This window comes from Paenibacillus glufosinatiresistens, from assembly GCF_031470375.1.
In the GTDB taxonomy this organism is placed as follows: domain Bacteria; phylum Bacillota; class Bacilli; order Paenibacillales; family Paenibacillaceae; genus Paenibacillus_AQ; species Paenibacillus_AQ glufosinatiresistens.
On sequence record NZ_JAVFHT010000020.1, the window covers coordinates 48,018 to 61,120 of the forward strand.

A 13,103-nucleotide genomic window follows, 5' to 3' on the forward strand; every position below is an offset into this window, starting at 1 on the left:
GATTGGAGAAACTTCAGGATTGCTTGAACAAAGTGTGGTCGGGGATTATCGAAAAACATATCATTGATCTATATAACCATTTCATTCTATTTGAGATTAAAGTAATTAGTAAGGGTACCACTACTTCTCATCAATTAAAATTTAATAATGTTAGAACAATCTACTATTTAAATGATCAGCCTCCATTCGAACCAGAAGAGGATGATTATTTAGAATTAACCTCTGTAACATTTGAAGAAGAAGCAAAGGAAATAAAGATAAACTCAACTAAGAATGAATACTCATATTTAAAGTCAAGTCCCAATTTTCTTGTTGAGATTTGGGGGAGAGAACTTCTAATTGATGCATCAAGTGTTGAAATTGATGGTGATTTGTTTGAACTAGGGATTAAGAATAGGGATTAAGAAAGAATAAGAATAAAAATACCAACTCGATGTAGCATATCAATATTGTTACAGGAGACCACGATAAAGATAGTTATAATATCATTCTCCAGCTTGCCTCCAAATACTGGGGGAGGGAATGATAGAGGACTTCATAATCTAATCTGCTAATAGAATGATAGAATGGGTGGTGATTGGGAATGTTTTCTCAGTTGCCGCCTTTTTTATTCAATGCTCCGCTTTTTATATTAGGATACGGTTGAAGGGCAGATTAACAACCCGTTATCGTTAAATCTATACACGTACGTGAGCAACAACCCGTTAATTTATACGGACCCAACGGGACATGCCCAAGTTTGGGGTACGGGTGGAAGTGGAGGGAGTACTCCTCCCAAGTCTACTTGGGTAAAAGCCGGGGAGGGTGTCTACTCAGCTGTGGATTGGTATACTGGTGGAGCCTTAACCAGCTACGTTAATACTAACGACGACCCCTGGAGTACAGAGCATTTCTTATACGCAGCAAATCTGGCAATCAACTTCGTTCCGATATCCGCAGCGGAAGCAGCTACTCTAAAGGTAGGACAGACTGCTGAAAAAGCAGGAGTCAGCTTAATTCAAAAAGCGGGACAATGGATAAAAGTTGTTATTAAAGGAGAAGCTGAAGTTACTCCCGAATTTGGAAGGAAGTTAGAATATATCTTTGGTAATGCTACTGGTTCAAAGCATAATATTGATAGATCAATAGCAATGGAAAATCAATTAAAAAGTATAGGCATATTTGACAATCAGGCCGGTAGGGAATTAGTTTTGAAGAATTTAACTGATGATTTTAAGGATCCCAAAAGTATTTCTAAAATTCAGGAGAATGGAAATGTAGTTAGGGATCCTCTGATTGCTGGGCCAAATGGTTTGATTAAAATTGAGTCCGTTTGGGATGGAAACAAGCTTATTACTGTTCAACTGTATGGAGGTAAGTGAAAATGTTGATGATTAATGAAACTTGTGGGTTTAACTTTGTGGAATTTGAGTCGGAATCAGAATTCAAGGAATACGTTAATTCAAATAAATCTATATTCATTAACGAAAGTAGTAGTTATAGGAAAAGGTTTTTTAGCTTATACAATAAGAAGAAAGATATAAATATCGGTATTTATGGAGGGGCAAATGGTATCTCACCAACCATAATTTTTCTCAGAAAAGAGCCATTTATATTAATTAGTAGTGATGAAGTAATTGGTTGTATTGATATTGAGCAAAAATGTGTTAAATGGTTAACTAATTTTGATTCTATAGTGTACACTCTTCAAGATTTAGATGATGGTTCAATCCTCATAGTATGTGAGTTAGTTGCTTCTCGAATTAACTATGATGGTAAGGTTCTTTGGAAGTATTTTAGTAAGGATGTAATAACTAATTATGAATTTCACTCTTCATTTATTAAAATAATTACCGAGGAAGATGAACATGAAATTTCTCTTCAGGAAGGGAATTTTATGTGAGTATTCATTTATTGAAGAACTAATGAGGGCAAGATTGCATGGTAAAATAAATATAACCTCATGCAAGGAAATTCAGAAAAAGGAAGAGCTGTAATATTCCACGGAACCCCATGCATGTAATGCTCCCATGTAAATTATCCACAAAACTCATGAATATGAAGTTGTATTATTAGCATCCAAGCGAGAATGCGGAGAACCCGTCGCATACAACGGCCAAGTCACGAAATTTCAAGAGTAAGCAAGGCAATCGGGAATTGCATGATATTATCAAGAGTCTTGCAATTCGTCAGATTGGTGTCACCCGTACCAAGAGAGAACCAAAGAATGCCTATTTTCATGCTTTTTATGAGCGAAAAATAATAGAGGGCAAAACGAAACAGCAAGCAATTGTGTGCTTAATGAGGAAGCTGGTAAACATCATCTACGTTATGATGAAGAAAAAGTCAGCCTACGTGATGCCGAATACACCTACACAGCAGGCGGGATGATAAAATGGGTGGTAGCTGGGAGCCGTTCTCAGTTGCCACCTTCTTTATTCAAAGCTCCGCTTTATAAACTAGGATACGTATGAAGGGCAGATTGATAATCCGCTGAGTTTAAATTTGTATACGTATGTTGGCAATAATCCATTAATTCGATGGGATCCAAGTGGTAATTCATGGTTTGGAAAGGCATGGAGGGCAACTAGTAAAGCAGTCGTAAAAGGTGCCAAAGCCACCTATAATTTCTTTATTGGAGATGACCTTAATACTTTACTTGATCCTAATTCATCCCAAGAAGAGAAAGATATGGCTGCAAAAATGCTTGCTTTAAACTTTATTCCTGGCGAAGGGCAAATTGGAAAGGTAGCAATAAAAGGGGCAGAAAAGCAGGCGTTAAAGATCGCAGAAAAACAGTTAGCCAAACAAATTCTAAAAGAATCAGATCATTTAATAAACCTATACAGAGCTGTAGGTGCTGAAGAGTTTTATCAAATAATGGAAACTGGTTCATTTAGAGTTAGTCCTATGGGGTTTGATGGAAAGCAATTCGGGTTAAACTTTGATGATACACTTAAATTTGCTGAAAAATACAAAGATCTGGCTGCGGTAATAGAAGTTAAAGTTTCAAAGAAAGAACTAGACAGAATTGCAGATTACACACATGTCGACCCTTTTATTTTTAAGAACGGGACACTTACAATTCATCTTGAACATTTAGAGGAGTTCAATAAAATTATACAGGCAATTAATCATAAATATTGATATTAGGAGAATAATATATGCTTAAACTGAATGTAATAGTGACTTTTAGTTCGGATAAACTTTCACACAACCTGAGTACCAGAAATATTCTTAGACCGGGAATAAACTTTGGAAACAACTTATTATTCTCAGGAACAATTATTACAAACCCCGACGTAGGAGAATTAGTAAGAGATATTCAATATTCAGTGTCGATTGAACTTCCAACTATTGATAAAGACTCTTTTGAATATATTAAAGACCTAGTCAAAGTTGGTGGTAATATAACTCTTCAACTCGCTTCAAAAATATTAGGGCAAGGATTCATCGAAAGCTACACCTTCGAAAGTGAGTAATGAGAGTGGCCACAGGCGTGTTCAAGTGGATATACTTTGTGAATAGTTGATAATAGCAAAATAGACAGTGGTTATTTCATCAATATTCAATTGAAAATTGGTGGCAATTGAGAAATTCTTCTCAGTTGCCACCTTCTCTTGTAGAGCTCCGCTTTATACACTAGGATACGTATGAAGGGCAGATTGATAATCCGCTGAGTTTAAATTTGTATACGTATGTGCAGAATAATCCGTTGATTTATAATGATCCTACTGGTCACAAAATTAATGAGGTTCAATTGAATATTTACCTTGATTTAGCTATTCAAGAAGGAAAGGACTCAGACGCATGGTGGACAATTAGATCGATCCTTGGTAAAGAAGCAAAATTTGTTCATTCACCATGGGACAAAGATAATAACTATTTTAAGTATCTATTCAATATGGCAACTGGAAATCATTACGAAGAAAACACTCCTGGTAATATGCAGTGGGCTAGAGGGAGATTGGAAGAAATTATGGAAGACAGCGCAGCTCTTCAAACAATGAGTGAATCTGTTTTCATGGGTATTATGGGCGGATCTGGGAAAGTGAGGAGTTTAATCAAAAGTGAAGCCAGTTTAGTAAAAGCAGCTGAACAAATGTCTAAAAATCCAGCGATACAGAAGGAAGCAGATGACCTGATAATGAAATTCCTAAAGGGCAATACCAACCCGGGGATTGGCAGTAAGAACTTGATGAAGGATATTAATTATTTAAGAGGCAAGGAAGGAGCTAGAGTTTTCTATAGAATGAATAATGGGGAAATGCAAATATTAGCAAAAGCAAATAAGGCAAACGAGCAAACAGTAATAGATATACTTTATAAAATATACGGAAAATAAGGAGGGTTTATTAGTTGAAAGTTCTAAAAATAACATATCCGACTGACCTAACAACTATTTCGGACAAAGAGAATGATAATATTGATGTCTTTGTAGAGCTTGAAGATGGGTCCAACATAACATTGGTTGTAGGCACTCCAAAGAATCTGATATTTCAAATGGAATCAAACCGGCTGGAATATATAACTGCACCTAACCTAGATATTATCGTAAAGTCACTGTCTGCTAAAACTATTCAACAAGCTATAGAAGCATATGCAGACGGAGATGCATTCTGGATGAAGGCTCTGTACGCTATGTCCATTGATAAAAATGTAATAGAAATGGATAGGATAAATGGCCTTTTTAGAGATGTAAAGCATATGAATAGCGAGTTAAATTGATAATAGAAAGGGTGGTAATTGGGAATTCTCCCGGTTGCCACCTTCTTTATTCAAAGCCTCGCTTTATAAACTAGGATACGTATGAAGGGCAGATTAACAACCCGCTATCATTAAACCTTTATACTTATGTGAGCAACAACCCGTTAATTTATATGGACCCGACGGGACATGCCCAAGTTTGGGGTACGGGTGGAACTGGAGGGAGTACTCCTCCCAAGTCTACTTGGGTAAAAGCCGGGGAGGGCGTGTATTGGGCTGTTGATGCGTATACAGCTGGAGCCTTAACCAGCTACGTTAATACTAACGACGAGCCATGGAGTGCTGAGCATTTCTTGTATGCAGCAAATCTCGCAATTAACTTTATTCCGATATCCGCAGCTGAAGCAGCTACTCTAAAGGTAGGACAGACTGCTGAAAAAGCAGGAGTCAGCTTAATTCAAAAAGCGGGACAATGGATTAAGATTCTTGTGAAAGGTGAAGTAGGTAATAAATCGGTCATTAGTGTAATGTCTTCCAATGCTGCTAAGTATGAATCCAATCTAGCTTACGATTGTTCTGAGATAGCTCAAGATTTGGCAAAAGCAGCAGGGAATAAGGGTGAAATTCTAACAATTAAATCATCTGATAAATATGGTTCAATAAATATCACGGAGTATGGAAGAATTCAGAGTTTTGACTATCATACTGTTTTCTCAGATGGTAAATATATTTACGACCCTCGTTTTAGTAACCAACCGATTCCAGTTAATGAGTACATGAATAGTATAAATAAATTAAATAATGGAAATGTGTCTATAAGCGTAGAAAGGTTAAAGTAGGTGGTACAAATGGCAGAAAAAAGTATATATTTTATGGCGAATGGAGAGGTAGAAGGCTCGAAATTAATGGCTTATACTATATCGAAATTGGGTTCATTTGAGTGGAATAGAACATCAATGTATGACCCCCAAAACATATATGACCGTCCGGCCGGATTCTATTTTAGATTTCATAATAATTATGAAATATATTCGCAATTAGATTCATGCATTAGGGCATTTAAAGGTAAGCTTGAATGGTGTATCAACCGCAGCAATTATACACGTCATAAAAATTATATAATTGAACCAGTAGAGGTGTACAAAGCTAAAGAGAGTAAGGAGTTTAAAAACAATAATAATTTAAAAGTAGCTTTACATGATAACTATAAAATATTATGTGAACAAGCTATAGAAGATATTCCTTTCTTGTGTAAGCATATAGAAGATTGGTTTAATTTGAAAAGTAAACAGCCTAACTTACCTACCTTACCGTAATGAAAAAACTCAAAAAAATCTATCCTTGGGAGGTAATAAAGCGGGGATAGTTAGATCTCATCATGGTAAAGGGTCATGGTAAACTACACAGAACTTCACGCGAGTATCCTAGCTAAACAAAGAGCTTTAATTATCCTGTAACCCGATGGAATAAGTTCATATTTATTTTAATATCTATTATTGCCACATGTGAGATTATCGCATGTGGTTTTTTTATTAATATTATTGTTGACGTATCTATACGTCAATGCTATATTTGCTTTGAGACGTAACGATACGTCACGATATAGGAGGGATCTTATGATTGGCTTAGAATACATCGTTAAGCTATATAACGGAACGTATAAGAAACTAGCGGAGAAGTTGGAGATTACACCGTCAACAGTCACGGATTGGCTAAGTAAGCGAAGACCCATTCCAAAAGCTAAACTAGAAGCGTTGTCAAAGCTATTCCATTTGGAAGCAGATTATTTTCAAAAAGAGCTATCGAAAATAGAAGAGATTGAGTTACGGCTGGATTATCTAAATCGAATATCTCATCGTGATTCATTTGAAATAACCGATTCCTTTACAGATGAAGATGGAAAAGAGCATGAATACACAAGATTTATTGACCCTCATCAAGAAGAAAAACAATTGATGTACGCGGAAATGAAGTTGGAAAGAATCATTTTAATGCTTCAAAGTGCCTTATATGATGAACTGTACACCGGGGAGAATAAAGATAAGGTGTCTGAGATATTGGAAAGAACTTTAACCCTATTAAACGAATTTGCTCCCGATGATCTGAATGCCGAACAGCATTCCCAATGGAAGAGCAAGCATGACATGCGTATGGAGGCAATGCGTTCCATGATGTATTTTATGGGAGTCACTGGATTTATGGTGTGGGATGAAGAAGAGGAAAATTTCCATAACGAATTGTTTAGGCTATTGAAAAAGTATGATTTACTGTGGATGCACGAATAAAGCTGGAATTATCAAGGGAGGTGGTTACGATTTAGGCATGTTGTCTTTTCTTATAACATCGCTAATCTGATCCAGAATATTAATCTATCCAGAAAACAGAAAGAAGGAAATGAATGTTTGATACGGTAGTGATAAAAGCAAGATCCATTCATCTTGAACCAGAAGTATTATTAGACATGAAGAGCTGTAAAGAAGTTACATTTCTTAACAAGGAGACAGGTGTACTACAAACCAGATATGAGATATACGATGAGGAACTGTCTTATATCAAGTATCTTGATGGTAGTAAAACATTATCACTTCAAGTTTCTATACCCAAACTGCTGTATGGAAACAATGTGAACCAAATTACCGAGACCGATATCCCTCGCTTTTTTGAGCGTGTTCAGAAACGCTTATTTCAACTTTTTTCAATTGACATTCCTCATTTGGAATGGTCAATAAGTCGGGCGGATATCTGTTGGAATTTCCAAGTGGGGAAAAATGTCGGTGAGTATGTGCGAATGCTCAGCAAGCAAAAGATCCCCTTTAAAAACACAAGAATCTTCAATCAAGATCAAACAGTTGAATTTTACAATAAGAGTAGCAGAATTATCCTTTATGACAAACAGCGCCAAATGCAAAGGGAGAAAGCTTCTTCTGAACTTATCGAGCAGTCAAAAGGAATCCTACGGCTTGAAATTCGACCAAGTGTTAGCGACATGAAGAAGTTCTCAGTGACCAAAAATGCAATTGAACTACTTAACAAGTCATTCTTTGAGTATATGACGGATAGAGTGCTAAATGAATTTAAGTATCCGTCATCAGAAAGTCTGATGGACTTATCTTGGCTAAAGGAAAACAGAGAGAATATGTCCAAGATCGAAACTGTTCTTGGTTTCCAACTACTGCAAAGCATCTTTGATGAGTCCGTATTAAGGCAGCTTTATACACCATCCACGTATGCCAATCGCAAAAACTTGGCAAAAAAAATAGCAATCCCCAAAGGGAACTGCCTAGATCGTCTTGCTATAAATAGCTAGAAGACACATCCTCACCGATGGACACGTTATTTTGCCGATAACGATAAAAAGTCCAACATGCTGGATGAAATAAAAATAACATAGTCTCTATTGTACTTGAAAATAAAGAGATTTCAACCCCTGCCTTCCGGGAAATGTTCACGACTACGATAGGAAAACATCCGGGGGTGGTTTACATCAAAAAGCATGATTCTTATTGAGGAATAGGGTGTAGCACATCCAGCGCCCGACCCGACTTACATTTGAGCAACCTTAAGCTTCCGAATCTTCAACAATCAATTCATGGATGGAGATGTCTAGGGCTTCACATATCGCTTCCAGCGTTCGGATATAGACTCTGTCTACTGAATCGGAACAGAGATGATTGATGGTTGCGTAGCGAATGTTCATTTGCAAAGAGAGTTGACGTTGAGAAATTCCTTTCTCAGCAAGTATTTCTTTTAAGCGAATCTTTAATTTCATAGGAAAATAATCCTCCAGCGTAAAAACGTACTATTAACCGTACTATATCACATTGTGTCCAATCTAGCATTGATATATACGCTTAAAGGTACTATAATCACCATATACTCTTAAGGGTATATATGATAGTGTTACAGCAATTCTAATTCATGTAACGCTAAGGTTATGCGAGGGAGGTAAACCTAATGAATGTCATAGGCTATGTACGGGTCAGTACACAAGGTCAGGTGAAGGATGGCTACAGCTTGTCCTACCAGCAAGACGAGATTCAGTCGTACTGTGAGCAGCAGGGATGGCATCTGGTTCACGTTTTTACAGACGAGGGCATCAGTGGAGCGAAAGTGGACGAGGAAGCCTTAGAAGTCGAACGAGAGGGCTTTCAAGACATGCTGACCTATGTATCGAGTCACAAGGTAGATTACGTTGTTGTCCTGAATACAAGCAGATTATGGAGAAGTGATATTGTCAAAGTCCTTGTCCATCGGGAACTGAAAAAGCGCAATATCGACATTCGGAGTATTGAACAACCGACCTATAGCATTTTTAAGAAAGACCCGTCTGACTTTTTGATTAACGGTTTGATGGAATTGCTGGATGCTTATCAGCGGCTGGAAATTGCTATGAAGCTGGGACGTGGACGAAACAAAAAAGCTTCCGAAGGAAAGTTTGCAGGTGGAGGTATTCCTTTTGGTTACAAAGGGAAGCGGGGATCAAAGCAAATGTTCATTGACGAACAGAAGGCATCTACAGTTCAGCGGCTATTTCAATTGAAAGAGCAATACCCTATATGGTCATTGTCGGCTTTAGCCGAGAAGTTGAATGAAGAAGGATTTACAACAGAACAAGGGAAGAGTTTCACCAAAGTACAGGTGAAACGAATCCTAGATCGTAAAGCATTTTACCAAGGAACGTATCGTTATGGACAGATCGAAGCAGACGGTAAACATCAAGCGATCCTACGGTCTGGAGGAATGTGCTTGTGACGATATTACAAGATAAGTATGAATCGCTGGTTGAGCAAGAAGATCAGCTTCTAACAAGTCTCCGAACCACTGCCACTTATGAAAATGCCATTTTTCAAATTACACATGAACAAGCTGCGAAGATTCACTTGCCGACAGCGGAGAAAATCATAGATAAGATTCACGAGTACACAGAAGAACTGCGGCTAGACCTGCTTTATGTACGTCTGGAGAAGTCACATGTTGCTGGGATTTTAAAACTTACAGCTTTCTAAGCATTATCGTAAACAAGAGATTGCTAACGTATCTTTGCGGCACCGACCGCTCGAACTGAGGATGCAAACTTGTTTATCCATGATGTTTTCGCCACTCGTTTGAGTGGTTACTAATGGGCTGGATACATACAGATCAAGCGATTAAGACAGCAAAGATTCTTGAATGCAACGAATCGAATCCATTAGTAACAATTCAAATACAGAGGGAGCAAAAGAGGATGATTGAACAGCAGAATTTAATCTATGTAGGAGTTGACCTGCATAAACAACATCATACAGCCGTCATTATTGACTGCTGGAGCAAGAAGCTAGGGGAACTAAAATTCGATAACAAGCCGTCTGCCTTTCCTTTACTACTCAAGGAATTGAAGAATTACACCAAGAAGGGCTTGTCCGTTGTCTATGGGCTGGAAGATGTCGGAGGCTACGGCAGAGGACTCGCCGTCTATCTTAAGGATAATCGTTGCTGGGTGAAGGAAGTGAACGCAAAGCTAGCTAACGCCAGAAGAAAGAGCCATGTGACCGTTCAGAAGTCGGATAGCTGGGATGCGGAATGTGTTGCCAAGGTGCTTAGAGACGAGTTGGAGCGCCTGCCAGATGCTCAGCCTGTTGATCTGTTCTGGGCGATTAGCCAGCTTGTGACGCAGCGGAAATGGTTGGTTAACAGTTTAACGGAAACGGTAAAAAAGATGCACCAGCAGATTAGCTATTCCTATCCCAGTTACAAAAAGTTCTTCTCTGAAGTAGAGGGGAAAACAGCGCTTGCCTTCTGGGAGACCTACCCTTCACCGTATACCTTGAAAGACATGTCAGAGGAAGTCCTTGCTGCCTTCTTGCGAAAGCACAGCAACAATGGATTGTCTCATAAGAAGGCTAGTCAAATTCTGACTCTGATCGACACAGATGGAGAAACATATCGGGATTTTCAGGATTCAAGAGATTCAGTTGTGGTGAGTCAAGTGGAATCCGCTCGGTTTTTTCAAGAACAATTGCTTAGTATAGAGGGCAAGATTGAGCCTTTGATGCAGCAGCTTGGCTTCCAGCTTGAATCCATGACAGGGATCAATGTGGTGACAGCAGCGCAGCTTGTGGCAGAGATTGGCGATATTCACCGATTCTCTTCCTCTGATAAGCTTGCCCGATTTGCTGGAATAGCACCAGTAACGGTTGGTTCAGGAAATAAGTCGCGAAATTTCAAGAGTAAGCAAGGCAATCGGGAATTGCATGATATTATCAAGAGTCTTGCAATTCGTCAGATTGGTGTCACCCGTACCAAGAGAGAACCAAAGAATGCCTATTTTCATGCTTATTATGAGCGAAAAATAATAGAGGGCAAAACGAAACAGCAAGCAATTGTGTGCTTAATGAGGAAGCTAGTAAACATCATCTACGTTATGATGAAGAAAAAGTCAGCCTACGTGATGCCGAATACACCTGCACAGCAGGCGGGATGATAAAATGGGTGGTAGCTGGGAGCCTTTCTCAGTTGCCACCTTCTTTATTCAAAGCCTCGCTTTATAAACTAGGATACGTATGAGGGGCAGATTGATAATCCGCTGTCGTTGAATTTGTATACTTATGTGCAGAATAATCCGTTGCTGTATAGGGATCCTAGCGGGCATATGTCAGAACCTTATGAGGTACACGAACTAAGATACTTACTGAATGATGCTATTAATAAAAACCTCAATAAAGGAAGTGAACTTTATCAAGCATATCATGATAAAATATGGGAACGATACGGCTTTGCATCCTTTTTGGATACCAATCGGTACAATTACTTATTTGGTTTATTGACAGGAACAAGTGCTTACGAGAACAGCGTAGGTAACGCAAGCTGGGCAAGAGAAGAGTTAATCACTGCGTTTTATGAAGCAAAAGAGTCAGAGTATGTCGCAATATTTGCTCTAGGAATGGCAGGTCGCTTAGGTGGCGGGAATTCTAATGTTTCTAAGGGTATTGGTAAACCTCTAAGTACTAGTCAGCTTGGGTTAAAAGACGGAATGAAAATGAAGATAGATGATGTTCTTGAAAATGCTGAGAAGTTTTTAGGTCAAGGATATAAAGATATGGGGAATGGACGCTATGTATCTGCTGACGGGACTAGAGTTGTAAGAATGGGAGATAGTGATATACTTGGCAAACATGGGGGAGGACCACATATGAATTTCGAGACGTTAGTTCCTAACCCTAGTAAACCGGGTAAGATGAGAGTGGACCAAAATCTGCATATTTACTTGGAGGATTAATATGGAAATTAAAATAAAAATTCCGAATTATTCAAAAGATAACGGGATCGAATTTGTTTGGGAGGATAACTTCACCATTCTAGCTCAAAAAAATGCAGATTCAATTATAATTAAAGCCAATAAAGAGGGATTACACTCATTGGCAAAACATCTTCTAACTTTAGCACAAAATGAAGTACCCGTAGATACTCATTTGCATTATGATGATTTTAATTCATTAGAAGATGGTTCGTGCGAAATAATAATTCAGAAGATATAAAATTTTTGAACAGGACTCTTAGGACCTTAGAGGATATTCTTCTGAGGTTCTTTTTTATTTGGGCTACCCAGTGCCGGATGAGCCCATCATTCATCCAATGACACACGTAACCCATGTAATAAAACTACAAGAATTTCCTTGTTTCTTTTGATACGCAAAAAATTGCTTGTATAGCAATCCCTGAGTAACAAAATTAATAATTTTTTTAACTCAATATAATAATTTAACTTTTACGAAGAGCTCAAGATACGACATGCGTGCTTTGATTATTATCTTCAAGAGGTCAATAAATGAAAGGAGAAAAAATGAATTCTGAATATTGTAATGTCTGTGGGCTTAAGTTAGATGAAATTCCATCTTCTTTTGATATATGTCCGTGTTGTGGGGTCATGTGGGGATATGAAGATAATAATAAACGATCATTGATAAAATTTAGAGAAAAATGGATTGAAGAGGGTTGTAATTGGTTTGATGAAGAGGAACGACCTAATAAGTGGGATGCGAAAGCTCAATTAGCACAAATAGGGATAAAAATATAGTTTGAACTTACGTTTAATAATAGAATGGGTGGTAATTGGGAATTCTCCCGGTTGCCACCTTCTTTATTCAAGGCGCCACTCTATTAACTAGGATACGGTTGAAGGACAGAGTGATAATCCACTGAGTTTGAATTTGTATACGTATGTGAGTAATAATCCATTGATTTATACGGACCCTACTGGACAAACTCAGGCATGGGGGGATTGGAGGGGTTGCTTTGCGCCTTTTGGTGATCCAGTAACCGATCCTTGGAAAGGGTGGAGTGGACCCGTTGGTCTGGCTCTGAACTTTCTCATTTTGGATAGCATCAATACTTTGCGTGATTCGGATGCTTCGAAATCATCAAAAATTTTAGCAGCCGCA

Annotated in this window: 19 protein-coding genes and 1 pseudogene; 19 read left to right on the forward strand and 1 reads right to left on the reverse strand. The window is 38.2% G+C overall.

The window, feature by feature from the left end; genetic code table 11:
• The first annotated feature begins 2 nt into the window (after window positions 1-2).
• The 12 genes and pseudogenes from RBI05_RS16740 to RBI05_RS16790 all read left to right on the forward strand — a co-directional run bounded on the left by RBI05_RS16740 (window position 3) and on the right by RBI05_RS16790 (window position 7,993).
• On the forward strand, window positions 3-404 hold the full coding sequence (locus tag RBI05_RS16740; protein ID WP_310551894.1) for a YxiG family protein: 402 nt from the start codon (window positions 3-5) through the stop codon (window positions 402-404).
• A 414-nt stretch (window positions 405-818) separates the two neighbouring features.
• A complete protein-coding gene (locus RBI05_RS16745) occupies window positions 819-1,361 on the forward strand; it encodes a hypothetical protein (protein WP_310551895.1) in 543 nt (180 codons plus the stop codon).
• Window positions 1,362-1,363: 2 nt separating this feature from the next.
• Window positions 1,364-1,882 (forward strand): hypothetical protein, encoded by a 519-nt coding sequence (locus RBI05_RS16750; RefSeq protein WP_310551896.1) that lies wholly within the window; start codon window positions 1,364-1,366, stop codon window positions 1,880-1,882.
• Between the two features lie 215 nt (window positions 1,883-2,097).
• Window positions 2,098-2,370 (forward strand): annotated as a pseudogene (locus tag RBI05_RS19345) (IS110 family transposase); the annotation flags it as partial.
• A 114-nt stretch (window positions 2,371-2,484) separates the two neighbouring features.
• Window positions 2,485-3,126 carry a hypothetical protein gene (locus RBI05_RS16755; protein WP_310551897.1) on the forward strand — a complete coding sequence of 214 codons (642 nt, stop codon included), beginning with the start codon at window positions 2,485-2,487 and terminating at the stop codon, window positions 3,124-3,126.
• Window positions 3,127-3,143: 17 nt separating this feature from the next.
• Window positions 3,144-3,461 (forward strand): hypothetical protein, encoded by a 318-nt coding sequence (locus tag RBI05_RS16760; protein WP_310551898.1) that lies wholly within the window; start codon window positions 3,144-3,146, stop codon window positions 3,459-3,461.
• A 233-nt stretch (window positions 3,462-3,694) separates the two neighbouring features.
• Entirely contained in the window at window positions 3,695-4,324 is a 630-nt protein-coding gene (locus tag RBI05_RS16765) for a hypothetical protein (RefSeq protein WP_310551899.1), read from the forward strand.
• A gap of 14 nt (window positions 4,325-4,338) precedes the next feature.
• On the forward strand, window positions 4,339-4,707 hold the full coding sequence (locus RBI05_RS16770; RefSeq protein WP_310551900.1) for a hypothetical protein: 369 nt from the start codon (window positions 4,339-4,341) through the stop codon (window positions 4,705-4,707).
• Between the two features lie 245 nt (window positions 4,708-4,952).
• Window positions 4,953-5,525: a hypothetical protein gene (locus RBI05_RS16775; RefSeq protein WP_310551901.1), complete on the forward strand. Its 573-nt coding sequence runs from the start codon at window positions 4,953-4,955 to the stop codon at window positions 5,523-5,525.
• 9 nt (window positions 5,526-5,534) lie between these two features.
• Window positions 5,535-6,002 carry a hypothetical protein gene (locus tag RBI05_RS16780; RefSeq protein WP_310551902.1) on the forward strand — a complete coding sequence of 156 codons (468 nt, stop codon included), beginning with the start codon at window positions 5,535-5,537 and terminating at the stop codon, window positions 6,000-6,002.
• 300 nt (window positions 6,003-6,302) lie between these two features.
• Window positions 6,303-6,971 carry a helix-turn-helix domain-containing protein gene (locus RBI05_RS16785; RefSeq protein ID WP_310551903.1) on the forward strand — a complete coding sequence of 223 codons (669 nt, stop codon included), beginning with the start codon at window positions 6,303-6,305 and terminating at the stop codon, window positions 6,969-6,971.
• A gap of 113 nt (window positions 6,972-7,084) precedes the next feature.
• Window positions 7,085-7,993 (forward strand): hypothetical protein, encoded by a 909-nt coding sequence (locus RBI05_RS16790; protein WP_310551904.1) that lies wholly within the window; start codon window positions 7,085-7,087, stop codon window positions 7,991-7,993.
• A 252-nt stretch (window positions 7,994-8,245) separates the two neighbouring features.
• Here RBI05_RS16790 and RBI05_RS16795 read toward each other — a convergent pair whose 3' ends face one another.
• A complete protein-coding gene (locus tag RBI05_RS16795) occupies window positions 8,246-8,455 on the reverse strand; it encodes a helix-turn-helix domain-containing protein (RefSeq protein WP_310551905.1) in 210 nt (69 codons plus the stop codon).
• 185 nt (window positions 8,456-8,640) lie between these two features.
• Here RBI05_RS16795 and RBI05_RS16800 point away from each other — a divergent pair, with 185 nt between their 5' ends.
• The 7 genes from RBI05_RS16800 to RBI05_RS16830 all read left to right on the forward strand — a co-directional run.
• The gene (locus tag RBI05_RS16800) at window positions 8,641-9,438 is read left to right on the forward strand and encodes a recombinase family protein (protein ID WP_310551906.1); all 798 of its coding nucleotides are present in this window, start codon (window positions 8,641-8,643) and stop codon (window positions 9,436-9,438) included.
• Window positions 9,435-9,692 (forward strand): hypothetical protein, encoded by a 258-nt coding sequence (locus RBI05_RS16805; RefSeq protein ID WP_310551907.1) that lies wholly within the window; start codon window positions 9,435-9,437, stop codon window positions 9,690-9,692. The genes RBI05_RS16800 and RBI05_RS16805 overlap by 4 nt, the downstream gene beginning before the upstream one ends.
• 218 nt (window positions 9,693-9,910) lie before the next feature.
• Window positions 9,911-11,146: an IS110 family RNA-guided transposase gene (locus RBI05_RS16810; protein WP_310551908.1), complete on the forward strand. Its 1,236-nt coding sequence runs from the start codon at window positions 9,911-9,913 to the stop codon at window positions 11,144-11,146.
• 168 nt (window positions 11,147-11,314) lie between these two features.
• Window positions 11,315-11,941, forward strand: a complete 627-nt coding sequence (locus tag RBI05_RS16815; RefSeq protein WP_310551909.1) for a hypothetical protein — start codon at window positions 11,315-11,317, stop codon at window positions 11,939-11,941.
• A gap of 1 nt (window position 11,942) precedes the next feature.
• Window positions 11,943-12,200, forward strand: a complete 258-nt coding sequence (locus tag RBI05_RS16820; protein WP_310551910.1) for an Imm32 family immunity protein — start codon at window positions 11,943-11,945, stop codon at window positions 12,198-12,200.
• A gap of 290 nt (window positions 12,201-12,490) precedes the next feature.
• A complete protein-coding gene (locus RBI05_RS16825; protein ID WP_310551911.1) occupies window positions 12,491-12,739 on the forward strand; it encodes a hypothetical protein in 249 nt (82 codons plus the stop codon).
• Window positions 12,740-12,899: 160 nt separating this feature from the next.
• The coding region (locus tag RBI05_RS16830) for a hypothetical protein (RefSeq protein ID WP_310551912.1) at window positions 12,900-13,103 on the forward strand (204 nt) is incomplete at its 3' end.

What these genes read in the sequence shown, in the direction of transcription:
- RBI05_RS16820 (WP_310551910.1), top strand. Translation starts at nt 11,943, where the DNA reads ATGGAAATTAAAATAAAAATTCCGAATTATTCAAAAGATAACGGGATC.
- RBI05_RS16750 (WP_310551896.1), top strand. Translation starts at nt 1,364, where the DNA reads ATGTTGATGATTAATGAAACTTGTGGGTTTAACTTTGTGGAATTTGAG.
- RBI05_RS16795 (WP_310551905.1), bottom strand. Translation starts at nt 8,455, where the DNA reads ATGAAATTAAAGATTCGCTTAAAAGAAATACTTGCTGAGAAAGGAATT.
- RBI05_RS16815 (WP_310551909.1), top strand. Translation starts at nt 11,315, where the DNA reads ATGTCAGAACCTTATGAGGTACACGAACTAAGATACTTACTGAATGAT.
- RBI05_RS16790 (WP_310551904.1), top strand. Translation starts at nt 7,085, where the DNA reads ATGTTTGATACGGTAGTGATAAAAGCAAGATCCATTCATCTTGAACCA.
- RBI05_RS16825 (WP_310551911.1), top strand. Translation starts at nt 12,491, where the DNA reads ATGAAAGGAGAAAAAATGAATTCTGAATATTGTAATGTCTGTGGGCTT.
- RBI05_RS16810 (WP_310551908.1), top strand. Translation starts at nt 9,911, where the DNA reads ATGATTGAACAGCAGAATTTAATCTATGTAGGAGTTGACCTGCATAAA.
- RBI05_RS16760 (WP_310551898.1), top strand. Translation starts at nt 3,144, where the DNA reads ATGCTTAAACTGAATGTAATAGTGACTTTTAGTTCGGATAAACTTTCA.
- RBI05_RS16785 (WP_310551903.1), top strand. Translation starts at nt 6,303, where the DNA reads ATGATTGGCTTAGAATACATCGTTAAGCTATATAACGGAACGTATAAG.
- RBI05_RS16800 (WP_310551906.1), top strand. Translation starts at nt 8,641, where the DNA reads ATGAATGTCATAGGCTATGTACGGGTCAGTACACAAGGTCAGGTGAAG.
- RBI05_RS16780 (WP_310551902.1), top strand. Translation starts at nt 5,535, where the DNA reads ATGGCAGAAAAAAGTATATATTTTATGGCGAATGGAGAGGTAGAAGGC.